At 69.1% G+C, this 20479-nt stretch carries 22 protein-coding genes; 10 read left to right on the forward strand and 12 right to left on the reverse strand.

Going from position 1 to position 20479, the window contains the following annotated elements; translation table 11 throughout:
• Positions 1-80 precede the first annotated feature (80 nt).
• Complete coding sequence (locus tag ACQPZP_RS02600) at positions 81-635, reverse strand: MarR family winged helix-turn-helix transcriptional regulator (RefSeq protein ID WP_433476007.1); 555 nt, start codon at positions 633-635, stop codon at positions 81-83.
• Positions 636-729: 94 nt separating this feature from the next.
• Here ACQPZP_RS02600 and ACQPZP_RS02605 point away from each other — a divergent pair, with 94 nt between their 5' ends.
• Positions 730-2463 carry a pyruvate dehydrogenase gene (locus tag ACQPZP_RS02605; RefSeq protein WP_433476008.1) on the forward strand — a complete coding sequence of 578 codons (1734 nt, stop codon included), beginning with the start codon at positions 730-732 and terminating at the stop codon, positions 2461-2463.
• 22 nt (positions 2464-2485) lie between these two features.
• Here ACQPZP_RS02605 and bioB read toward each other — a convergent pair whose 3' ends face one another.
• Both bioB and ACQPZP_RS02615 read right to left on the reverse strand, forming a co-directional pair.
• A complete protein-coding gene (bioB, locus tag ACQPZP_RS02610) occupies positions 2486-3577 on the reverse strand; it encodes a biotin synthase BioB (RefSeq protein WP_433476009.1) in 1092 nt (363 codons plus the stop codon).
• 107 nt (positions 3578-3684) lie between these two features.
• Positions 3685-4311, reverse strand: a complete 627-nt coding sequence (locus tag ACQPZP_RS02615) for a TetR/AcrR family transcriptional regulator (RefSeq protein WP_433476010.1) — start codon at positions 4309-4311, stop codon at positions 3685-3687.
• A gap of 157 nt (positions 4312-4468) precedes the next feature.
• Here ACQPZP_RS02615 and ACQPZP_RS02620 point away from each other — a divergent pair, with 157 nt between their 5' ends.
• The gene (locus ACQPZP_RS02620; protein ID WP_433476011.1) at positions 4469-6082 is read left to right on the forward strand and encodes an AMP-binding protein; all 1614 of its coding nucleotides are present in this window, start codon (positions 4469-4471) and stop codon (positions 6080-6082) included.
• Between the two features lie 19 nt (positions 6083-6101).
• On the opposite strand, the gene ACQPZP_RS02625 is transcribed toward ACQPZP_RS02620, so the two are convergent.
• Positions 6102-6509 (reverse strand): ATP-binding protein, encoded by a 408-nt coding sequence (locus tag ACQPZP_RS02625; protein ID WP_433476012.1) that lies wholly within the window; start codon positions 6507-6509, stop codon positions 6102-6104.
• A gap of 218 nt (positions 6510-6727) precedes the next feature.
• On the opposite strand from ACQPZP_RS02625, the gene ACQPZP_RS02630 reads away from it, so the two are divergent.
• Both ACQPZP_RS02630 and ACQPZP_RS02635 read left to right on the forward strand, forming a co-directional pair.
• Positions 6728-7636: a hypothetical protein gene (locus ACQPZP_RS02630; RefSeq protein WP_433476013.1), complete on the forward strand. Its 909-nt coding sequence runs from the start codon at positions 6728-6730 to the stop codon at positions 7634-7636.
• Between the two features lie 29 nt (positions 7637-7665).
• Positions 7666-8547, forward strand: coding sequence for an SCO6745 family protein (locus tag ACQPZP_RS02635; RefSeq protein ID WP_433476014.1), 882 nt, complete (start codon positions 7666-7668; stop codon positions 8545-8547).
• A gap of 1 nt (position 8548) precedes the next feature.
• Here the strand turns inward: ACQPZP_RS02635 and ACQPZP_RS02640 are convergent, their stop codons facing one another.
• Positions 8549-9142: a DUF4232 domain-containing protein gene (locus tag ACQPZP_RS02640; protein ID WP_433476015.1), complete on the reverse strand. Its 594-nt coding sequence runs from the start codon at positions 9140-9142 to the stop codon at positions 8549-8551.
• A gap of 98 nt (positions 9143-9240) precedes the next feature.
• Positions 9241-10356, reverse strand: coding sequence for a serine hydrolase domain-containing protein (locus ACQPZP_RS02645; RefSeq protein WP_433476016.1), 1116 nt, complete (start codon positions 10354-10356; stop codon positions 9241-9243).
• Between the two features lie 231 nt (positions 10357-10587).
• Between ACQPZP_RS02645 and ACQPZP_RS02650 the strand changes: the two genes are divergently transcribed.
• Positions 10588-10773 carry a hypothetical protein gene (locus ACQPZP_RS02650; RefSeq protein WP_433476017.1) on the forward strand — a complete coding sequence of 62 codons (186 nt, stop codon included), beginning with the start codon at positions 10588-10590 and terminating at the stop codon, positions 10771-10773.
• 100 nt (positions 10774-10873) lie between these two features.
• Here ACQPZP_RS02650 and ACQPZP_RS02655 read toward each other — a convergent pair whose 3' ends face one another.
• The 3 genes from ACQPZP_RS02655 to ACQPZP_RS02665 all read right to left on the reverse strand — a co-directional run bounded on the left by ACQPZP_RS02655 (position 10874) and on the right by ACQPZP_RS02665 (position 12564).
• Positions 10874-11419: a hypothetical protein gene (locus ACQPZP_RS02655; RefSeq protein WP_433476018.1), complete on the reverse strand. Its 546-nt coding sequence runs from the start codon at positions 11417-11419 to the stop codon at positions 10874-10876.
• A gap of 150 nt (positions 11420-11569) precedes the next feature.
• On the reverse strand, positions 11570-11755 hold the full coding sequence (locus ACQPZP_RS02660) for a DUF397 domain-containing protein (protein WP_433476019.1): 186 nt from the start codon (positions 11753-11755) through the stop codon (positions 11570-11572).
• A complete protein-coding gene (locus ACQPZP_RS02665; RefSeq protein ID WP_433476020.1) occupies positions 11752-12564 on the reverse strand; it encodes a helix-turn-helix domain-containing protein in 813 nt (270 codons plus the stop codon). Before ACQPZP_RS02665 ends, ACQPZP_RS02660 begins: the two co-directional genes overlap by 4 nt.
• Positions 12565-12662: 98 nt before the next feature.
• Between ACQPZP_RS02665 and ACQPZP_RS02670 the strand changes: the two genes are divergently transcribed.
• Entirely contained in the window at positions 12663-13091 is a 429-nt protein-coding gene (locus ACQPZP_RS02670; RefSeq protein WP_433476021.1) for an ATP-binding protein, read from the forward strand.
• A gap of 434 nt (positions 13092-13525) precedes the next feature.
• Positions 13526-14113, forward strand: coding sequence for a hypothetical protein (locus tag ACQPZP_RS02675; RefSeq protein WP_433476022.1), 588 nt, complete (start codon positions 13526-13528; stop codon positions 14111-14113).
• Between the two features lie 433 nt (positions 14114-14546).
• Here the strand turns inward: ACQPZP_RS02675 and ACQPZP_RS02680 are convergent, their stop codons facing one another.
• The 3 genes from ACQPZP_RS02680 to ACQPZP_RS02690 form a co-directional block, all read right to left on the reverse strand.
• Complete coding sequence (locus tag ACQPZP_RS02680) at positions 14547-14828, reverse strand: hypothetical protein (RefSeq protein WP_433476023.1); 282 nt, start codon at positions 14826-14828, stop codon at positions 14547-14549.
• Positions 14829-15349: 521 nt separating this feature from the next.
• The gene (locus ACQPZP_RS02685; protein ID WP_433476024.1) at positions 15350-15709 is read right to left on the reverse strand and encodes a winged helix-turn-helix transcriptional regulator; all 360 of its coding nucleotides are present in this window, start codon (positions 15707-15709) and stop codon (positions 15350-15352) included.
• Between the two features lie 116 nt (positions 15710-15825).
• Positions 15826-16473 (reverse strand): hypothetical protein, encoded by a 648-nt coding sequence (locus ACQPZP_RS02690; RefSeq protein WP_433476025.1) that lies wholly within the window; start codon positions 16471-16473, stop codon positions 15826-15828.
• A gap of 266 nt (positions 16474-16739) precedes the next feature.
• Between ACQPZP_RS02690 and ACQPZP_RS02695 the strand changes: the two genes are divergently transcribed.
• From ACQPZP_RS02695 to ACQPZP_RS02705, 3 genes are all read left to right on the forward strand, one after another.
• Positions 16740-17885 carry a hypothetical protein gene (locus ACQPZP_RS02695; protein ID WP_433476026.1) on the forward strand — a complete coding sequence of 382 codons (1146 nt, stop codon included), beginning with the start codon at positions 16740-16742 and terminating at the stop codon, positions 17883-17885.
• Positions 17886-17913: 28 nt separating this feature from the next.
• Entirely contained in the window at positions 17914-18639 is a 726-nt protein-coding gene (locus ACQPZP_RS02700; RefSeq protein WP_433476027.1) for an alpha-ketoglutarate-dependent dioxygenase AlkB, read from the forward strand.
• 427 nt (positions 18640-19066) lie between these two features.
• Positions 19067-20458: a lysyl oxidase family protein gene (locus ACQPZP_RS02705; RefSeq protein ID WP_433476028.1), complete on the forward strand. Its 1392-nt coding sequence runs from the start codon at positions 19067-19069 to the stop codon at positions 20456-20458.
• Positions 20459-20479: the final 21 nt, after the last annotated feature.

Consider the following 20479-nt stretch of genomic DNA (forward strand, 5'->3'; position numbering starts at 1 on the left):
TTTCTGTCGACACTACGACGGTTCTCCCACCGAGGGAAGGGCCTAACCCGGCCGCCAGAGCGCGCGGGGCGGGCGGGCCGTCAGCTCCGTTCGCGGACGTCGAACGAGCCGCGCCCCGCGATGAGCTTGTCCAGCAGCATGATCAGCATTTGCTGTTCGGTCTCGGTCAGCACGCCGGCCCACTGGCGCTCGCGCTCGTTCTGCCCGGCGAAGATCTCCAGCATCGCGTCCCGGCCGCGCTCGGTGAGCGACAGGATCACCGAGCGACCGTCCCGCTCGCCCGGCGCCCGGTCCATCATTCCGTCCGCGACCAGCGTCTTCGTCAGGTTGGACACCGCGGCGCGGCTCATCCCCGCGAGCGTGGCGGCCCGTCCCGGCTCCAGCGGCCCGGCGAGCCAGGTGACGAACAGCAGCCGGAACGCCGCCCACGAGTGCCCGCGCGGCCGGTGCACCGTGGACTCCAAGTCGTAGGTGACGATCGCCGACGCCCGGTTGAGGGTCAGCAGCAGCCGCGTCGCGAGCCGGTGCGGGAACCCGAACTCGTCCGACAGCCGCCGCCCGGCGAGGTCGACGAACGACCAGAAGTCCAGTTCCTCGCCGCCGTCGGTGCTCATCGCGCCCCCGATCCGATTCATGGATTGACTATTTAACCCCGGCGGGACGCGAGTGTCAGCCGGAGATCATCGGGCATTCCGTCGATGCGGGGGAGCGGAGTGCAGGGGAGGGACGATGGGGACCGTCGCCGACCAGTTCATCGAAGTGCTGCGGCAGGCCGGGGTCCGGCGCGTCTACGGGGTGGTGGGCGACAGCCTCAACCCGGTCGTGGACGCAGTCCGCCGGACGGGCGGCATCGAGTGGGTGCACGTCCGCAACGAGGAGGCGGGCGCGTTCGCGGCGGCGGCCGAGGCGCAGACCACGGGCCGGCTCGCCGTGTGCGCGGGCAGCTGCGGTCCCGGCAACACGCACCTGATCCAGGGCCTGTACGACGCGCACCGGTCGGGGGCGCCCGTGCTCGCGCTGGCGTCGCAGATCCCGAGCACGCAGATCGGCAGCGGGTACTTCCAGGAGACGCATCCCGAGCGGGTCTTCGCCGACTGCAGCCACTTCTGCGAGTCGATCGTCACCCCGGCGCAGATGCCGCGCATTCTGCGGACCGCGATCCAGCACGCGGTCGGGCTCGGCGGCGTCGCGGTGCTGACGCTGCCGGGCGACACCGCCAGCAAGGACGCGGCGGGGCCTGCCGGCCGGCACGACCTCCTCGTCCGGAAGGGGATCGTCCGGCCGCCGTCCGACCAGGTCGCGCAGCTCGCCGACGCGCTCAACCAGGCGCGCAAGGTGATGCTCTTCTGCGGCTCCGGCGTGAAGGACGCCCACGCCGAGGTGATGGAGCTGGCGCACAAGCTGCTGTCTCCGGTCGGTCATGCGCTGCGCGGCAAAGAGTGGATCCAGTTCGACAACCCCTTCGACGTGGGCATGAGCGGCCTGCTCGGCTATGGCGCCTGCTACGAGGCGATGCAGGACGCGGACCTCGTCCTCCTGCTGGGCACCGACTTCCCGTACGACCCGTTCCTGCCCGGCAGGAACACCGTGCAGGTGGACGACGATCCGGCGAAGCTGGGCCGTCGCACGCCGCTCGACCTCGCGGTACACGGCGATGTGGGGGAGACGCTCCGGCTCGTGATGGACAAGGTCGAGCAGAAGCGGGACCAGTCGTACCTGGACGAGATGCTGCACCGCCACGCACGCGCGCTCGAAAACGTGGTGTCCGCCTACACGCGCGACATCGACAAGCACATCCCGATCCATCCCGAGTACGTCGCCAGCGTGCTGGACGACCTGGCCGCCGACGACGCGATCTTCACCGTGGACACCGGCATGTGCAACGTCTGGGTCGCCCGGTACATCACCCCGAACGGCCGGCGCCGGGTGATGGGCTCGTTCGTCCACGGCTCCATGGCCAACGCGCTCCCGCACGCCATCGGCGCCCAGTTCGGGGCGCCCGGCCGGCAGGTCGTCTCCGTCTCCGGCGACGGCGGTCTCGGCATGCTGCTCGGCGAGCTGCTGACCGTGAAACTGCACCGCGTCCCCGTGAAGATCATCGTGTTCAACAACGCGTCGCTCGGCATGGTGCGGCTGGAGATGCTGGTGGACGGCCTCCCGTCCTACGAGACCGACCACGAGGCCGTCGACTACGCCGCGATCGCCCACGCGGTGGGAATCGAGTCGGCCCGCGTGGAGCGCCCGTCGGACGTCCGGACGGTGATGGAACGCGCACTGGCCGCCCCCGGCCCCTACCTCCTGGACGTCGTCACCGACCCGAACGCCCTGTCCATCCCGCCGCACATCACCCCGCAGCAGGTGAAGGGGTTCGCGCTGGCCGCGGGCAAGACCGTCCTCACCGGCGGCGTCGGCAAGATGCTCGACCTCGCCCGCAGCAACCTCCGCAACATCCCCCGGCCCTAGCGGCGAAGAACCCCCGCGCCGGTCAGGCGTTCGGCGGCAGGCCGGTGCCGGCGCCGCGGCGGCGCACCGCCACCAGGTCGGCGGGGCCGGATCCGGCGGTGTGCGCGTCCCTTCGATGTTCGGGCAGCGTGTCCGTGCCGGCCGCCTCCACCTCGAAGCCCGCGTCCGCGATCATGTCCAGGTCGGCCTTGGCCGCCTGGCCCTCGCTGGTCAGATAGTCGCCGAGGAAGATCGAGTTGACCGCGTGCAGCGCGAGCGGCTGCAGCGTCCGCAGATGGATCTCCCGTCCGCCGGCGAGACGGACTTCCACGTCCGGGCAGACGAATCGCACCATCGCCAGGATCCGCAGGCAGCGCTGCGGCGTCAGGGCCCACTCCCCGGCCATCGGGGTCCCCTCGAAGGGGATCAGGAAGTTCACCGGCACCGAGTCCACGTCCAGCTCACGCAGCGCGAACACCACGTCCACCAGGTCCGCGTCGCTCTCGCCCATGCCGGCGATCAGGCCGGAGCAGGCCGACAGGCCCGCCGCCCTGGTCTGCCGCACGGTGTCGACCCGGTCGGCGAACTCGTGCGTGGTGCAGATGTCCGCGTACACGGCCTCGGCGGTGTTGAGGTTGTGGCTGTAGGCGTAGGCGCCGGCCTCCCGCAGCCGCTCCGCCTGCCCGTCGGACAGCAGTCCGAGACAGGCGCAGATCTCCACGTCCGCGTTGTGCTCCTTGATCGCCGCGATGGTGTCGGCGACCCGCTCCACGTCCCTGCCGGTCGGGCCGCGACCGCTGGCGACCAGGCACACGCGTTTGGCGCCGCCGGCCACGCCCGCCGCGGCTGCCGCGGCGGCCTCGCCGGGCTTGAGCCAGGTGTAGGTCAGGATCTCCGCCTTGGACCCCAGCCGCTGCGAGCAGTACGAGCAGTCCTCGGGGCAGAGCCCCGACTTCAGATTGACCAGGTAGTTCAGCTTGATCCGGTTCCCGAACCAGCGCCGGCGCACCTTGCCGGCGGCGGCCATCACGTCGAGCAGGTCGTCGTCGGAGGTCCCCAGCACCGCGAGCGCCTCGGCCCGGGTCGGCGGCTCGCGCCGCAGTCCTTTGTCGACCAGAGTGTCCAGCAGGTCCATGCCGCCGATCCTCACGGACGCGGCGGACGGCGGCCAAGGCTCGCACCGTACAAGACGGGCGGGCAAGATATGTCGATCGCGCGAGGCGCCGGACCCGGTCGCGGGCGCTAGCGGTACTCGCGGGCGATTTCGGTGAGGGTCTCCCCGGCGACCTCGGCCAGGGGGCGGGTGGGACGCTCTTCGATCCAGGTCAGGGACGCGATGCGGAGCGCGGTGATGAACGCGCCGGCCATGACACGGGCGCGCAGGTGCGGGAGGCCGTCCCGGGCGGCGATCAGCTCGGCGAGGGCGCGTTCGAACTCGGCGTAGTGGGTGAGCTGCCGGGCCAGGACGGACGGATGCTCGCGGGCGAGGCGCACCTGCGCGGCCCACCGCGGGTCGAGCTCGCCGATCTCCGCGGACAGGGCGTCGACCGAGGCGCGCAGCGCCGTCCAGGACGATTCGCCGGCCGGGCGGACCTCGAACGTCTCCAGCAAAGAGGTCATCCGCTGCGCGTCGCCGTAGAGGAGCGCGTCCTCCTTGCCGGCGAAGTAGTTGGAGAAGGTGCGGCGGGAGACGCCGGCGGCGTCCGCGATCGCCTCGACGGTGACCTCGTCCAGGCCGTGCTCGACGGAGAGGCGCATCGCGGCCTCGTGCAGGGCGCGGCGCGTCGCCTCCTTCTTGCGTTCGCGCAGCCCGCCCTTGTGAGCGGCGAGGCCGCCGCCGCGCTCGCGCACTCCACCGGTGATCTCCATGGTCAGCACAGCCTACCCAGGCAAAATGATGCGCAAGGTGCGCCATTGTCAGGTCCGTGACAACGGACCGGCCGAAGAGCTGGGTCGAATCAGAAGAGGACGAAACCCGCCGTCCGTACGGTCGGTTACCCGGAACCCCCTACCCCGGAGGCGGTAGATGAGCGGACGATCGGAGTTCGGGCGCCGCACGGCGTCGGTCGCGCGGGCGGGCGGCATGTTCGCCCGGAGCGGGCTGTGGCGCCCCGGACCGCCGTTGAGGGTCGCCCGCCAGCTGAACGCCCTGCGCCGCTGGGGCACCCTGCTCGGCGGGACGGTCGCCTCCGCCGCGGCCCGCGATCCGGACGTCGTCGCGATCGCCGACGACGCCGGGGAGCTGACCTACGCCGAGGTCGACGCCCGCACCGACCGGCTCGCCGCCGCGCTCGGGCGGTTCAACGGCGCGCCCCGCGTCGCCGTCCTCTGCCGCAACCACCGCGGCATGGTCGAGGCGCTCGTCGCGTGCAGCAAACGCGGCTCCGAGCTCGTCCTGCTGAACACCGGGATGGGCGCCGAGCAGCTGGTCGCCGTCCTGCGGCGGCAGCGGGTCGAGGTCGTGATCGCCGACGCGGAGTTCGCCGGGTTCATCGCGGCGGTGCCGAAGAACATCCACGTCGTCAAGGCCGGCGGGCCCGGCTCGGAGCTGGAGGACCTCATCGGCACCGCGCCCGGCACGCCGATCGAGCCGCCCGCGAAGGCGGGCTGGACGATCCTCCTCAGCTCCGGCACGACCGGCCGCCCCAAGGGCGCCAACCGGCACCCGCGCCCCGGCCTGTCGCCGCTGGTGTCGATCCTGTCGCGCATCCCGTACCGGGTGCACGAGCGCATGTTCATTGAGGCGCCGCTGTTCCACGCCTGGGGCTACGCGATGCTCCAGATCGCGGTCTCGCTGCGCGCCACGGTCGTCCTGCGTACCCGCTTCGACCCGGAGCGGACGCTCAGGACGATCGACGCCACCGGAGCGACCGCCCTGGTCGCCGTCCCTGTCATGCTGCAGCGTGTCCTGGACGTCCCGGAGGCCGCGCGGAGCGAGTACGACACGTCCTCGATGCGGATCGCGGCCGTCAGCGGCTCCGCGCTGCCCGCGACGCTCGCCACCGCGTTCATGGACGAGTTCGGCGACGTCCTCTACAACCTGTACGGGTCGACGGAGACGTCATGGGTCACCATCGCGACGCCCGCCGACCTGCGCGCCCACCCGGACACCGCGGGCACGCCGCCGCCCGGGACGAAGCTCGCGATCCTGGACGACGCCGGCGCCCAGCTACCGCCCGGCGCCCCCGGGCGGATCTTCTCCGCGAACGAGCTGCTGTTCCTCGGTTACACCGAGGGCGGCACCAAGGAGATGCGCAACGGCCTGATGAGCCTCGGCGACGTCGGCCACCTCGACGAGCAGGGCCGCCTGTACGTGCACGGCCGCGACGACGACATGATCGTCTCGGGTGGCGAGAACGTCTTCCCGAGCGCCGTCGAGGAGGTGCTGGAGCGGCTTCCGCAGGTGCGCGAGGTCGCGGTGGTCGGCGTCCCGGACGACGAGTTCGGGCAGCGGACCGCCGCGTTCGTCGTCGTCCGCGAGGGCGGGACGCTCGACGCCGACGCCGTGCGCGCCCACGTCCGCGACCATCTGGCGCGCTTCGCCGTCCCGCGCGACGTCCACTTCCTCGACGCCCTGCCCCGCAACGCCACCGGCAAGGTCGTGCGCAGCGTGCTGAACACCCGTCCGGACGCTGGCTGACGGAGGAACCTGCGGCCGGTCACGCGTCGGCGGCCGGGCGTCGCGCGTCGACGACGAACCAGAGGCGGGTGCGGTGGGGCGACTGGTCCAGCCCCCACTCGTCGGCGAGCGCGTCCACGACGGTGAGGCCGCGGCCGTGGTCGAGGCGGGGGCGCCTGTGTGGATCGGCCTGGGTGGGCCCGTCGTCGCAGACGTCCACGCGGAGCCGCCCGCCGTCGGTGGCGACCGTCACGCTGACGATCCCGGAGCCGTGCAGGATGGCGTTGGCGACGGCCTCGGCCGTCATCAGCTCGACGTCGTCCAGGAGCGTCTCGTCCGTGACGACCTTCGCGGCGCGCTCGCGGACGAGCCGGCGGGCCCGCCGGCCGCCGTCGCCCTCGCCGGTGAAGCCGAACGGTTCACCGAGCCGTTCCATCCCCACGGTCACTGCATCACCACACTCGGATTCGGAAGCGCACCGCAATCATTCACCTGCGGTGAGTGATCGGGCAACGCAACGGGCGCATTGATCTTGGCCTTTCCGGGACAGGAGCACCGCGGTACTGCTCACCGCGGTGCATAAAATCGGCAATTTCTCCGTCTTCCGGCGAGAATCACCGGACACCTTCCTCATGTCAGGCTGATGCCCACCCGAGGAGGTGCGCCATGGAAGCGGTCGTCCTCGCCTGCGCCGCGCAGGCCGTCTACATCGTCGCTTATGTCCTCTTCAAGATGGCCCTGGGGCGGATGAGCCCGGTCTCGGGACGGCATCCGCTGCACGCCGCCGGACGGTTCCTCCGCAGCCCGCGCTGGCTCGCCGGGCTCCTGGTGCTGCTGGCGGGCTTCGCGCTGTCGGCCACGGCACTGGTCACCCTCCCCGTTGCCGCGACGCTGCCCGCCTACGGGCTCGGCCTCGTCCCGCTGCTGGCCATCGGGATGAGCGGGTTCGGCGAGCGGCCCACCTCGCGCGAATGGATCGCCGTCGGTCTCACCGTCGCCGCAATGGTCACCGCGGCGCTCTCGGTGCTGCCGGTCCCGGACGTGCCGCACCGCCTGGACGGGGCCGCCGCCGCGCTGCCGCCGTGGAGGGCCGCACTGGTGTTCGTGCCCTCGCTGGTCCTGCCCCTGTGGATGTTCTGCGTGCGCGACCGCGCCGTCGGCGGCCGCCACGCGAGACCGCTGACGGGCATCGCCTACGGGCTCGGCGCGGGCGTCCTGCTGGGCGCCACCGAGGTCTTCGGGCAGGGCATGGCGATGATGCTCGCCGCCGGCCGCTGGGCGGACCTGCCGTCCTCGCCGCACCCGTACCTGTTCCTCCTCGCCGGGGTCCTCGGCGTCGGGCTGTTGTCGGTCGGCCTGCAACGCTGCCGCCTCACGGTCGTCGTCACCGTCGTCACGGTCACCGCGAAGACGCACCTGCTCCTTTCGGCGACGCTCCTCTACGGGGAGCCGTGGCCGCGCGAGACGGGGCCGTTCGCGCTCCGCGCCGCCGGAGTCGCCCTGGCCCTCCTCGCACTCCTGGCCTTCCCGCGTCATGAACGCCGGCCCGGTGCAATCTTGGCAGTGTCAAGATAGAGTGGGGTGATCCCGAGAGAGGAACCGCGATGACGGAGAACCCCGGCCTGGCCCGGCAGATGTGGCACCAGCTCGAACCCCTGCACGCCCTGTTCTGGTACTCGCCCGAGGTGTTCGCCGAGGCCGGACGGCTCGGCTTCGCGGTGGACACCCGCTGGCCGAGCTACTTCGCCTGGCGGGCCGCGCCGCTCGGCGCCGCGGGCAAGGAGCGGGTGTCGGCCGCCTTCTACAGCTTCAGCCCGCGCATGGTGGCCGAGCACATCCCCGCCGCCTGGACGGTCGCGCCGCCCGAGCGCGTCCTGGAGGGGCGCACCCGCGCCGTCGACGGCATGTACCGGACGCTGCTCGGCGACGGCGTCGGCGACCCGGACCTGGCCGAGGCCGCCGCACTGGCCCGCGCCGCCGCCGAGGCCGCGAGCACCGCCGGGCGCCCGATCGCCGCCGCCAACGCCGACATGCCCTGGCCGGACGAGCCGCACCTCGCCCTGTGGCACGCCATCGGCATTCTGCGCGAGCAGCGCGGCGACGGCCACGTGGCCGCGCTCCTCACCCGCGGGCTCGACCCGGCCGAGGCGCTCGTGTCGTTCGCCGCCATCGGCGCGGCGTCCGAGAAGACGTTCGCCAGCCGCGGCTGGACGGACGACGAGTGGTCCGCCGCCCGCGACCGGCTCGCGTCCCGGGGCCTGATCGACGCCCGGGGCGCCGCGACGGAGAAGGGCCGCGAGCTGCGGGACGCCGTCGAGCGGACGACCGACGACCTCGCCTACGAGCCGTGGCGGACGCTCGGCGCCGACAAGGCGGACCGGCTCGCGCAGCTCACGATGCCGATCCTGGTGAAGGTCCTGGAGACCGGGCTGATGCCGGCGGAGAACACCCTCGGCATCGGCAAGGTCCAGGCGCCGCCTCGCTGAGTCAGCGGCGGGGCTGCCGCCACGCGGTCTCCTCCAGGCGGCCGGTGTTCCCGAGGTCGAGCGGCCCGTTGGATGGGACGACCACGGCGGGCCGTCCAGGGGCGGGCCGGACCTCAAGGTACTTTCCGGTCACCGCCTCCGTGGTCGCCTCGGTGACCAGGTTCCGCCAGACGATGTCGAAGACCGCCGCCTCGCCGGGACGGATCGTCAGCGGCTTCGGCCCGCTGTCCTTGATCTGCGTCGTCCCGCGCACGACGTCGACATTGAACGGCTGCCGGTTCTCGTCCAGGACGCGCAGGGACGGGTAGCCGTTCAGCCGGTACGGGCGGCCACCGCAGTTGCGGAGCGTGATCGTCGCGGCGCGGAGTCCCATCGCGGCGTCGGGCTCGTCCATCGAGACGCTGATGCCGTCCGGCGTGCAGGTGGGCGGCGGAGGCGACGGGCGCAGCGTCAACGGCGAGGGGACCGGCCGTGAAGCGGTGGGCGCCGCGCCGGCCGGTCGCGCTTCGGTGGAGCAGGCGGCCAGGCCGGTCGTCCCGAGGCCGACGCCCAACGCGAGGAGCAGGCGGACCCGCGGCCGCAGAGTAGTGGTCACAAGGCAATCATCACCGACGGATCGCGGGCCGCCGCCATGCCTCGGCGCCCTGCCGTCCGCCGACGCGGCGTCGGCGAGGGCAGGGCGCTTACCGAGGATCAGGCGCAGAAAGCGGTGTCGGCGGCCTTGGTGAGGTCGGCGCGGAACTTCTCGTCGTGCTCGACCGCGGACGTGTTGTAGGTGAGCATCGCCTGCCTGCGGCCGTCCGTGCTCGTGTACGACCAGGTGCGGTAGCCGGGGAAGCCGCCGTCGTGGCCCCAGGCGTATCCGCAGGAGAACTTGATGCGGGCGACGCCAAGCCCGTAGTCCTCGATGACGCCGTCGTCGTTCACCGGACGGACGGTCTTCATCTCCCGCATCATCCGCGCGGGCAGCAGCCGGCCCGTGAACAGCGCCCGGTTGAACTTCGCCACGTCGTCGACGGTGGAGACGATGCCGCCGGACGTGCGGGCGCTGGACGGGCTGATCAGCGTGCTGACGTCCCCATAACCGGGGTAGTAGCCGTGCACGTACGGGCCGGGGAACGTCTTGGACGTCGTCGGGTAGGACGTGTGCCGCAACCGGAGCGGGGTGAAGAGGCGCTGCCGCAGCTCGGTGCCGACCGGGCGCCCGGTCACCTTCTCGATGATCATTCCGGCGAGGATGTAGTTGGTGTTCGCGTAGTTCCAGTCCGCGCCGGGCGCGTGCGCCGGCGGCTTCTCCATCGCGATGGCGACCAGTTCGGCGGGCGTCCAGTCACGGTCGGGGTCGCCCAGAACGCGCGGGTCCATGACGTACTCGTTCAGGCCGCTGGTCTGCGCGAGCAACTGCCGGACAGTGATCTTCGAACCGTCGTTGCCGTTGCCCCGCACGACGCCCGGCAGCCACTTCTCCACGGTGTCGTCCAGCGAGAGCCGGTGTTCGGCGGCCAGTTGCAGGACGACCGTCGCGGTGAACGACTTGGTCACGCTGCCGACCCGGACCAGCAGCCGGTGGTCCATCGGGGCGCCGGTGGCCTGGTCCGACACTCCGGCGGTCACATGCGAGACATGGCCGCCGCGGCGGGTCATCACGATCACGCCCGGCGCACCGTCGGCGACGAGCCGGTCCGCCGCCGCCTTCACCTTGCGGTCGAGTCCGTGCTCCCCGTGGGACGTGGTGGCGGCGTTCGCGGCGGGCGCGGCGACCGCCGCCAGAGCCGTCCCGGCGACGAGGGTGGAGACGATGCGCAACATGGGTTCCTCCTCGGAGATCTTGCTGACGTGATCAAGACTTCCGGCCGAGAAGGACGGCCACACTGGGCCCAGAACCCGAGCATGGGGTGTACCTGACAACACCTGGCGGACGGCCTTCCAGTGACCGCACGGGTTCGCGGCAGGCCCGACCGGGCGTTCGTCGTCAGCCCTCGGCGCTCTATAGTCCATGACTGCAAGCAGTCGAAAACCAAACCGAAGGAGGCCAGTAAAATGGCCAGGACTGCAGACACGCCCGAGCCTGCCGAGTGGGACGAGGACAGGCAGTCGTGGGGGCCCGAGCCCGTGGCGGCCACGCCCCCTCCGGGATCCGAGCCCGCCAAGTACAACGAGAACACGGGGTCGTTCCATCCCGACCCCGTGCCGTCCACGCTCCCTCCGGGACACCCGTCCGCGTGATGGGACGCCGAGGAGCCTAGGCTCCTCAGCTCTGTAAGCGCTGCAAGGCGCAACATCCGCTGGTCCTCGCGCGTTCACCGCGTGGGGACCGGCACTTCTCTCACACTCGACAGGTTGTCGGGGCCGAATGGTCCCTCCCGTGCCTGGTCACGCGGCGGTGCCAGTAGTGGACGGTCAGGATCGCCAGCAGCGGGCCCCAGGCGAGGAACGGCGCGTAGGCGAGGGTCATCACGGTCGCCGCGACCCCGTCCGGGCTCTCCCCCTCGGCCATCGCGTCCGACCAGCCCAAGGCTCCGGCCACGCCGATGACCGTGACGCTCGCGGCACCGATCGACGCGGCGGCGACGGCGAACGAGACCGGCACGCGCCGCCCGCCGACCAGCGGGAACCAGCGCGGGAACACCTCACCCCACGGTCGCACCAGCCCGAGCGCGAGCAGGGCGAGGCACTCCGTGACGATGCTGAGCGTGAAGACGTACGGCGTCCCGATCGGATGCGGGAAGTCCGCGAGGTCGCTTCCCTCAGCGAACCCCACGGGCACACCGAGCCCCAGGGCGACCCGCCACAGCCCGGACGGCAGGACGGTGAGCGGGATGACGTGGGCGACCCGATCGGCCCACCTGGGAACTGGACGAGCGGTGGTCATGCGGTCCTCCTCGACGCGAAGGACTACATGCTCGCCAGGCCCTCCTGCCCGCCACCTCCCCCACCAGAACCGCGGTCTTCCCTCCCGCGAGGGACCCGCCTCAAAGGGAACGGCCTCGCCAAAGGCGAGGCCGAGTACACGTGGGCAGGGTTAACGATTCAACTCCCCGCGCTTCACACGGGCGACGAGGCGGGTGAAGCTCTCGGGGGAGAGCGTGAGGTGCCCGGCATCGGGGGCTTTGCTGTCCCTGATGCCGCACCCTTCAGCAAGAGCGGCAACCTCCACGCACTCGTTGCCGGATGCGTTGCTTCGGCTGGACTTGCGCCATTCGATCACTGCATGGCCTCCATAATCCGTGCGATGTGGCTTCGTGAGGCGGACGCAGACAAGGCTTCCGCGCCGATGAGGTCGAAACGCCTTACGAAGTCCTCAAGCATCGTGGGGTCATGCGTCAGTCTGCCACCTGTGTTGGCCTCCATGTAGGCCGCAGACCAGCGCTCTCCGGTCAGCAGGGTGAACGAGCCGTCGAGGCCGATGTGCGCACCGACCGTGCGAGGTATCGCGCGAAGGATGACGTTGCGCCTGCTGCTGAGAGTTATCAGATGGGCGAGTTGTTGTCGCATGACCTCTGCCCCGCCGACAGGTTGCTCTAGTGCGGCCTCGCTGATCAGGACGCGCAACTCAGGCGGCCTTTCCCGCTCAAGTATTTCTTGCCTGGCCATGCGCGCGGCGACGGTCGCCTCAACATCCTCGATGATCTGACCGTCTTCAAGCAGAGCATGGGCGTAGTCCCTGGTCTGGAGGAGACCGGGGACGATGGCGAGTGCCCAGTAGCTCACGCGGGACGCCTTCGCCTCAAGCGGGGTGTACTGGGACCACCAGCCCGGATCGTGTGATTTCTCAGCCAGTCGCCGAAGCCGGGCAAAATGCCCGCGAGCGCGCCAAATCAGGTCCAGAGTTTCGGCGTGCTTCATGGGGATATTTTCGCGGCCCGATTCCCAGTTCGAAACGTGGGATTTTGTCACGCCGAGCATCTCGCCCAGGGCGGCCTGCGTCATGTTCCGTTCGATGCGCCATATTCGCAGGTCACAGGCCAGCCAGTGCCAGTGGTCGTTGTCTGGATCAAGCTCGTTCGCGGAGGGCATTCATGATCCAAAAAGTACAGGTTGGTTAATTGAACGGTCTTAATCGTATCTGGAGGCGGCAATCTGTCGCCAGAGTTCGGCCACGAAAGGCGGGCACAATGAATGGCATCCAAGGCAAGCGAGACAATCAGCCACTAAAAGCGCGGAACGAGTTCGGGCTTCGGTGGCGCGCTTACCCCGAAAGTGTGTATTTGACCCGATCTCTTGTCACGGAGGCGTGTGAGGCGTGGGGCCTGATGCAGCACGACTACGTCGGGCGGACGATCATGTCTGAGCTGGCGACGAACGCCGTGGTGCACGCCGTCCAGGGCCACGAGATCCAGGCATGGGTCACCCTCTTGGCCGGCGCCGTCGAGTTCCGCGTCTGGGACCCGTCGCACGCGCCGCCGGTCGTAGTGGACGAGAACTCCGTCGCCGAGAGCGGACGCGGCCTGGTGATGGTCCGGCTCCTCGCGTCCGGCGGCTGCGGATACCGGTACATGAACGGAAGCCCGGGCAAGGTCGTGTGGGCCCGGATCGCCATTTGAGAACCGGCCTCGCCGCATGGAAGCCAGGCTTGGCCGGGCGACCAGTGCGCGAGGTGCGCGAGACGTCGACCGGTCCCGTGCCGGGCCCAGGGCGTGCGAGCCCAGCGCGGTGAGCGGCCACGCCCCGGCGGCATTGGGGCATCGAGAATCGGCCGCCGTCCCATGTGAGCCGTTCCACTGAGCACATAGCGTCGCAGTCGGCGACCGGCAACCGACTCTGAAATCGCCCTGGTTCTCAGCCGGAAGATGCAATTCGAACCTACCTTTTGCGGGGGGCATTCACAGTGTTTCCCGCGCCGAGCAAGATGGACTGGTACCGGCTGATCAGGGAGGCGGGGCGGGATGGCGCCACCTGGGCACAGGGCCGATTACCGGGACGATCACGGGAACGGCTACCAGGGCGACCATGGGGGTGGCGGAGGGCGCAGGACGGCGTGCCGCGCGAGTACGTGTTGATCGCCGGGGTGGTCGGCGCCGTGGCCCTCTTGGGGCTGGTGACCGTTGCGATCACGCTGGTGTCCGGCGGCGACGGCGGTGCCGGCAGAGGGGCCGCGGCGGGCTCGCCGCCGAAGCCGGGCGTCCCGGCGGCGTCTTCATCTCGCCCGTCACGGGCCGCATCGGGCTTGGCCGCGGCGGAGCCGGTGGTGCGGTGGCGGGGGGCGCTGACCCTGGATGGTCCGCGGTCGCGGCGGGATCTGGAGGCGGTGCCGCCACGGCTCACCGACCGGGACGAAGAGCTCGATATCCGCGGCAACTGGCTGAAGGCATTGGTGGAGGCGGAGAACGATGCGCAGGTGGTGCGGGTGAAGGGTCGGCCGGGGGCCGCGCAGTGCCAGGACGCCGCGGCCACGGAAGAGACCGACGAGGTCGAAGTGGATGAGGGGGATGCGGTGTGCGTGCTGACGGCGGCGGGCCAGGTGGCGCGGCTGTCGATACTGGAGGCGCACATGACGAGTACAGACCCGCTTGTCCGTGCCCGCGTGGTGATTTGGGACATACCGGGGGCCGGGCAGTGGCCATAGGCGACGCCGTCACTTCGACCCCCGGCGGCCGTTGGGACGGCGGGGTGATGCGGTCGGTGGTGCGGACGGTCGAACGTGCCGGGCGCAACCTCTTGCTGCGTGAGATCGGCAACGCGCTTGCGGATGGAGCGCGGCGGGGATAGGCGGTCGCGCTGCTGGCGGCGGTGCTGGTGTGGGTGGCGCGGGGTTGCCGAACCCGGGCACCGCGATCGCGGACCGGCGCGGGGACCGGGCCCGCATCCTGGTGGTACTGGACGGAATCCAGCGGATACTCGCTGCGCGTCCCGAGGGCCGCGAGCCGCTCGACCGGCTCGGCCGCCAGGCGCTGGAGACGGGCGTGACACTCTGGGCGCTCACCTGCGGCCCGGCGACCGCGACGCCGTCCCTCCCGCCGCCGCACGTCCCCGGGGTGAGACGCCAGGCGTGCGTTCGCCTACTGGCTGCCTTCGACGCCCAGGGCCCGGACGATCCCGCCGGCGACCGCGGTGATGATGCCGGGATAGTAGAAGATGACCGCGATGGCGATCGCCAGCACAAGAAACTGGATGAACCTTGTGATCTCCCGGGTGAACAGGAAGAACAATCCGACGATACTGATCACCACGAGGAAGATCGGCCCGAAGATGTCGCGGAGCCAGTTGGCAAGTTGCTCAGTGTTCGGATCCTTCGGCGCCGCTATTACCGTCGCCGCGACCATCTGCACGCGCTCCAGCATTTGTCCGTCTCCCGCCCGGTCTGTGACATGGCTACCATCTCATGCGTCCACCGATCCTGCGGCCTAACCCGCGCCGGGCGGCTGATCAGCGATCTGTCGAGGCCTGGCGGGCGCTCACGGGCCGGGCCTCGGGACGATTGGGCGTGCCGGCGATGATCCGCCAGCCGGTGAGCAGGACCAGAAGGCCGACGCCGTACGCGAACCCGGCCGTGAAGCGAGCGGTGATGCTCCCGAGCGCGAGCGTCGGAGCAGGGCGAGCGAGTCGGCCGCCAGCAGGGTCCACCGGACCGTCGCCATCGTGTGCCGCTGCCTCGCCACCACAACCCCCTCAGGTCTTCTGGACGAGGACCATTGTCCCCCCACGGTCGCCCGGATGGCGACGCCCCGCCGCAGATAGTCCAAGTCCGTGCAGCAGCCAAGCAGATCAAAGGGCGCTGGGTGTGCGTCGCCCCCGTGGGAGAGACGGCCCGCCATCGATAGGCGGGACGTGCGCCGCGACCCGCTCCGACGCCCGGCCTCGGTCACCTGGGTGACAAGCGGGGGTCCGATCGTTGCGTTGTGTGCACGGTGCGCGACGTGACGGAGGAGCCCAACTCTCGGGAGAGGGTGAGGCGGCCGACTTCAGGTGTCCAGCTGCCCTGATGCCGCGTCCTCCGGCGAGTGCGGCAACCTCTACACATTCCTGACCGCCCGCACCGCCTCTGCCGGAGGCTGTTGCCGTCTGTGTCGAGCCGGCGCCGGACCACACCGGATCTTTCCAACTCGCGCAGGCGCTCGACTGGCAGGTAAATGGTGATCCCGGGCAGGCCGGTCTGGAGTTGCCCGTAACGGGCCCGCGAGAACACGCGCCGTCGGGTGGGGAAGATGAGTCCGTCGAACACAGCCTCGTAGGAGTCTCACGACACCTCGTTGCGCTCGGCCTGAATCACCGCGGGTTCATCGACCCAAAACGGCGAACCGAACAGGCAGCCTTACATCTGGACAGGCGGGGGACGGCTCAGGAGGGCGGGCTGGGGGTGGGGGGCGGGTCTTGCTGGTCCCAGGTGCCTATGCATTTCGCGATGAAATTTCCTCGATGGTTGTCGGGAATGGCCGACTGGCCGGTGTGTCGCCATCGGTAGGGCGACCTGATGCCGAACTCGTCCGACCAGTAGAAGTAGCTGTAACCGATGACCCACAGAGACAGCATGCCAGCAGTCGCCACCGTGGTGAACAGCCAGGCAGGAATGGCATCGATAAGGCCCAAGTCGGGACTGGCGAACATGTCGAAGAAAAGTATGCCCGCCGCCACGGGCAGCGTTAGCAAGGCCATCAGCAGCGCGAACCACAAGGTGCGGGCCCGATGCGTGCGCTTGACGCTGAAAACGGTGAAGTCGACGGTCCGGCCACAATGGTCGCATACAACCACTTCCTTGGCCTTGCCGTGCTCCGGACGCTGGACAACACGGGTGCTGTCGACAAAGGAGATCTGGACCAGCGACTTATGCTTGCTGTCTGGCCTGCGGCCGGTTTCATGTCTCAGCCGGAGAGTGCACTGCGTCGATATGGCGCGGAGCGGCACACGATCCTCCAAGGGGCGGCAGGTGAGGCGTTGGATGATCACGAGCGTCCGCCGGGGGTGCTTCGGTCCGTCCGTGCTGATCATCCGCTCAGCAACTGATCATCGACGTGGCCGGCCCGGTCGTTACGTGGCAGTCTCTGCGGGGAGGATGCTAATCTTGCATCCGCTACCGTCCGGAAGTTCATGGAATGGGTCGAATGAATCGGCAGGCCGTCCGGCTGGTTCTGCGGGTTCGTGTCTCATAGTGCGAATGGCAGCGCGGTTCGATGTATGCAACAGAGCGAACAGAAGCCTTTATCGAAGACGCGGGAAATATCTTGGTCGCGCCTTCGACATTGCAAGATGATGACTTGATCAGAGATTTCTTCGGGTCCACGATTACGCCAGAGGACCTGGTTTCCGGTTCGCTCGACCTGGCGCAGAAGACCGTCTACCTGTGTGGCGATGTATCCGGGATCAGTGGCCGCCAACTGCATGCGGTGGCCCGGGTGTTCGTGATCCGGGAGCTATCACACGGTTACCACGAGGATGTCGACGAACCTTGGACCCTCGTCGACCTCGGCCAGGTTCCCATCCGCGTACACGGTGTCGGCGTGTACTACCGCCGCTTTTTCGACCTCGGCGCCGATCACTTCGGGCGGATCCGTGCGGAGCACGCGTTCCAGTCCCTGACGGAGTCCACCAAGCCTGGAACAGCACATCGCAGCGGTATCTATCTGACGCCGGTCACACAAGACGGTGACGAACTACATTTCCGTCTGCTCCGGTGCTCCACGAATCTCTCGGGGCCGACCGAGAGTTTTCGGCCGACCGACACGGGCATCGTCGAGGCCCTGAACCGCGAGGCCGCGGCCGTGTTCCGGAACCAGGCACCGCTGAATCACGTCCTCGCTCAGATCTACCACAACACCCTTGCCACGCCCGAGCGCAAGCAGTCCAAGGCCAAGATCTCGGCCCATGCCGACAAGACCAAGGACATGCCCGTCAACGGCATCATGGCCTTTTGCACCTTCTATGACCAGCTCGACAAGCTGCAACCCCTTGCCGAAGACGCCTTCGACTACGGTGTGAAGAGTATCAGCGGGCTGACCAAGCTTCGCTTTCGCCTCAAGGAGCCGACCGAAGAACGCGACCAGGTCGCGCTCCCCGAGCAGTTCACCCTGACTCTCTACCCCGGCTCCGTGTTCTTCATGCCGTTGTCCACCAACCGCCTTTATACGCACGAAATCCGGTCCTCGATGTTGGACGCCGAGTTGCTCCCGGTCCGCCTGGGGTATGTGGTGCGCTGTTCGGGCGCCGAAGCCGTCCATAAGAACGGCCACACGTTCCTCAAGTTGGGCGGGGATTTGGTGAAGCTGGAGCCGCCCACGCCGGAGGGCCTGAACGAGCTGCGCAGGCTGTACGCCGAGGAGAACAAGACCTCGTCCTTCATTGATTACGGCGACGAGTTCCTCTTCAGTATGAACACGGGAGACTACGTTGCCCCCCGAGTCTAGGATCTCCGGTGAGATTCTCTCGTGCGCTTTGCCGACCGAGGAGAATCTCTTCGCGGAGCTGTCCGCGTCGGCTCGTTTGGAAGACGTAGGAAAAGGTCGGCGTGGCGCCGTTCTTACCAAGATCGACGAGGCGGATGGTGTGCCTCTCGTGCGTACCACCTCCCGATACGGCAGCCCGGCGCAGCGTTTCCGGGCGGTGCACGATCGGCTGGCGCAACGGATTCAGGAACGTGCGGCGCTTCCGGTTGGCTTCAACAACGCTCTCATTGAGAACTACACGAACGCTTACAAAACCATGGGGAGCCATTCCGACCAAGCTCTCGATCTGGCCGACGGTTCGTTCATCGCCGTTTTCTCCTGCTACCGGCATCCCGAAGCGGGCCCGCCGAGGAAGCTGATCTTCGAATCAAAGAGGTCCGGTGGCGAGAAGTTCGAGATCCCCCTCGCCCACAACAGTATCGTCGCGTTTTCTGTCGACACGAATCGACGACTACGGCACAAGATCGTACTCGACGCGCCCGTGCAGACGATGGACAACCAATGGTTGGGTGTGACCTATCGGACGTCAAAGACGGTCGTTCGGTTTCGCGACGGACAGGTATATCTTCCGCAGGGTGCGCGCCTCATGTCGGCCGACGATGAGCAGAGGCGCGAGTTCTACCGACTACGGCGTCGCGAGAACAATGAAACGGACTTCGTCTACCCCCTGCTGACGTACACCATCAGCGAGAGCGACCTGATGCCGCCCGTCTGACCTTGATCGTTCACGGTCGGCCCACCGACCAGGGCGATTGCGTGTCAAGCCTCCCGGCGTGCTCGGCGACCGGCGCCACGCCGGGCTCATGTAGTACCAGAACGCCGTGCCTGCCACCGGCGCCCTAGGCGCGGCACGGTGATTTCGTCCCGCACCATAACCCCGACTTGGGTCAGAGATAACTCGGCAATTTTCCTGGCACGGTCTGTGGAGCGGTGATTTCGCTGAGCTATGTCACGAAATCCGTACAAATTCGCGGAAAACCGTCGTGGTCGTTCCGGCGTCATCCTTAGGTCCCCGCACCCCACCCGTCCGCCCGGCGACGCACGGGCGCCGACAATGGAGGATTGTCATCAGCAGGGATTCACGCACGGGCCGTTCCATCGCCATCGCCCTCGCGGGCGTTTCCGCGCTCGCCGTCGGGGGCGTGCACGCGGCACAGGCCGCGGCTCCCCCCAAAGGCGGCCTCGAACTTCTGGCCGCCTCGTCCGATGTGACCCTCACCAGGTCCAAGGACGCGCCGGAGACCACTCTCGACCTCGGGGTCTATCTCGGGGCCACCGGCTCCCCCTTCGAGATGCACGTCCAGCGCACGTCCTACCGGAACCCGGTCACCGCCTCCTGGATCACCGGGAACCGGTCCAAGCCCCTCCCGGCCGGGCTCGTCAAGAGCTTCGCGGGGTTCTCCAAGTTCCTGCGGATCACCCTGACCGACGCCAAGGGCAAGAAGGTCCTGGACCGCGTCCAGGACGCCTGCCCGGCCGCCGGGGCCTCCCGCGTCAAGCCCGGCGCACCCGACAAGTCTCCCTATCCCATCGGGTGCTCCGACAATCCGTGGACGCTCGGGTCCTTCTGGGGCATCCAGGCCGGCTGGGCCACCAACCTCACCGAGCAGGGCGACGCCCCCGTGAAGCTGCCCGACGGCAAGTACACCGCCGCCGTCAGCGTGACCAAGCCCTATCGGCAGTTCTTCGGCATCCCGGCCGCGTCGAAGAAGATCAAGGTGACCGTCAAGACCCTGAAGGACGGCGGGAACAGGGCCGCCCCGCGCAGGACCCCGGCACCGTCCAGGCTCAAGCCCGGTCCCAAGCCGGCCGGGAAGGGAGGCGTCCCGGCCGGGCCCAAGCCCGACCTGCGCGCCCTGCCCGCATGGGGGATCGAGGTGAACCACGGCGAGGAGAGGAGCACCGCCGCCCCCGCCAAGCGCGACTACCTCGCCTTCAGCGCCAACGTCTGGAACGCCGGCCCCTCCCCGCTCGTCGTGGACGGGTTCCGCGTCAAGCAGGGACTGATGGACGCCTACCAGTACTTCTTCGACGGCAGCGGCAAGCAGGTCGGCTACGTCAAGACCGGCGGCATGGAATGGGACCCGCGGGACGGCCACGAGCACTGGCACTTCAAGGACTTCGCGGGTTACCGGCTTCTGCGGGCCGACAAGAAGGAGGTCGTGCGCAGCCAGAAGGAGGCCTTCTGCCTGGCCGACACCGACGCGATCAACCAGTTGGTCAAGAACGCCAACTGGAAGCCCGAGAACACCGACCTGCACACCGCCTGCGGCGATCTGTCATCGCTCTCGGTGCGCGAGGTCCTCGACGTCGGTTCCGGTGACACCTACGAACAGTCCCTGCCGGGCCAGTCATTCGACGTGACGAAACTCCCCAACGGGACCTACTACATCCAGGTGATCGCCAACCCGGCGCACCGGCTCTTCGAGGGCAACCTCGGCAACAACATCTCGCTGCGCAAGGTGATCCTCGGTGGAAAGCCCGGCAAGCGCACCGTCAAGGTGCCGCCGGTCGGGCTGGTCAACGCCCCCTGACCGAAGACCGAAGGCGGCACT

The sequence above is a fragment of the Spirillospora sp. CA-142024 genome, from assembly GCF_050942325.1.
Classification (GTDB): Bacteria; Actinomycetota; Actinomycetes; order Streptosporangiales; family Streptosporangiaceae; genus Spirillospora.

Coding starts and splice junctions, on each gene's coding strand:
- ACQPZP_RS02615 (WP_433476010.1), bottom strand. CDS start 4,311: ATGGAGATCACCGGTGGAGTGCGCGAGCGCGGCGGCGGCCTCGCCGCT.
- ACQPZP_RS02605 (WP_433476008.1), top strand. CDS start 730: ATGGGGACCGTCGCCGACCAGTTCATCGAAGTGCTGCGGCAGGCCGGG.
- ACQPZP_RS02630 (WP_433476013.1), top strand. CDS start 6,728: ATGGAAGCGGTCGTCCTCGCCTGCGCCGCGCAGGCCGTCTACATCGTC.
- ACQPZP_RS02690 (WP_433476025.1), bottom strand. CDS start 16,473: ATGATCAGCACGGACGGACCGAAGCACCCCCGGCGGACGCTCGTGATC.
- ACQPZP_RS02620 (WP_433476011.1), top strand. CDS start 4,469: ATGAGCGGACGATCGGAGTTCGGGCGCCGCACGGCGTCGGTCGCGCGG.
- ACQPZP_RS02670 (WP_433476021.1), top strand. CDS start 12,663: ATGAATGGCATCCAAGGCAAGCGAGACAATCAGCCACTAAAAGCGCGG.
- ACQPZP_RS02635 (WP_433476014.1), top strand. CDS start 7,666: ATGACGGAGAACCCCGGCCTGGCCCGGCAGATGTGGCACCAGCTCGAA.
- ACQPZP_RS02645 (WP_433476016.1), bottom strand. CDS start 10,356: ATGTTGCGCATCGTCTCCACCCTCGTCGCCGGGACGGCTCTGGCGGCG.
- ACQPZP_RS02665 (WP_433476020.1), bottom strand. CDS start 12,564: ATGCCCTCCGCGAACGAGCTTGATCCAGACAACGACCACTGGCACTGG.
- ACQPZP_RS02600 (WP_433476007.1), bottom strand. CDS start 635: ATGAATCGGATCGGGGGCGCGATGAGCACCGACGGCGGCGAGGAACTG.
- ACQPZP_RS02650 (WP_433476017.1), top strand. CDS start 10,588: ATGGCCAGGACTGCAGACACGCCCGAGCCTGCCGAGTGGGACGAGGAC.
- bioB (WP_433476009.1), bottom strand. CDS start 3,577: ATGGACCTGCTGGACACTCTGGTCGACAAAGGACTGCGGCGCGAGCCG.
- ACQPZP_RS02655 (WP_433476018.1), bottom strand. CDS start 11,419: ATGACCACCGCTCGTCCAGTTCCCAGGTGGGCCGATCGGGTCGCCCAC.
- ACQPZP_RS02680 (WP_433476023.1), bottom strand. CDS start 14,828: ATGCTGGAGCGCGTGCAGATGGTCGCGGCGACGGTAATAGCGGCGCCG.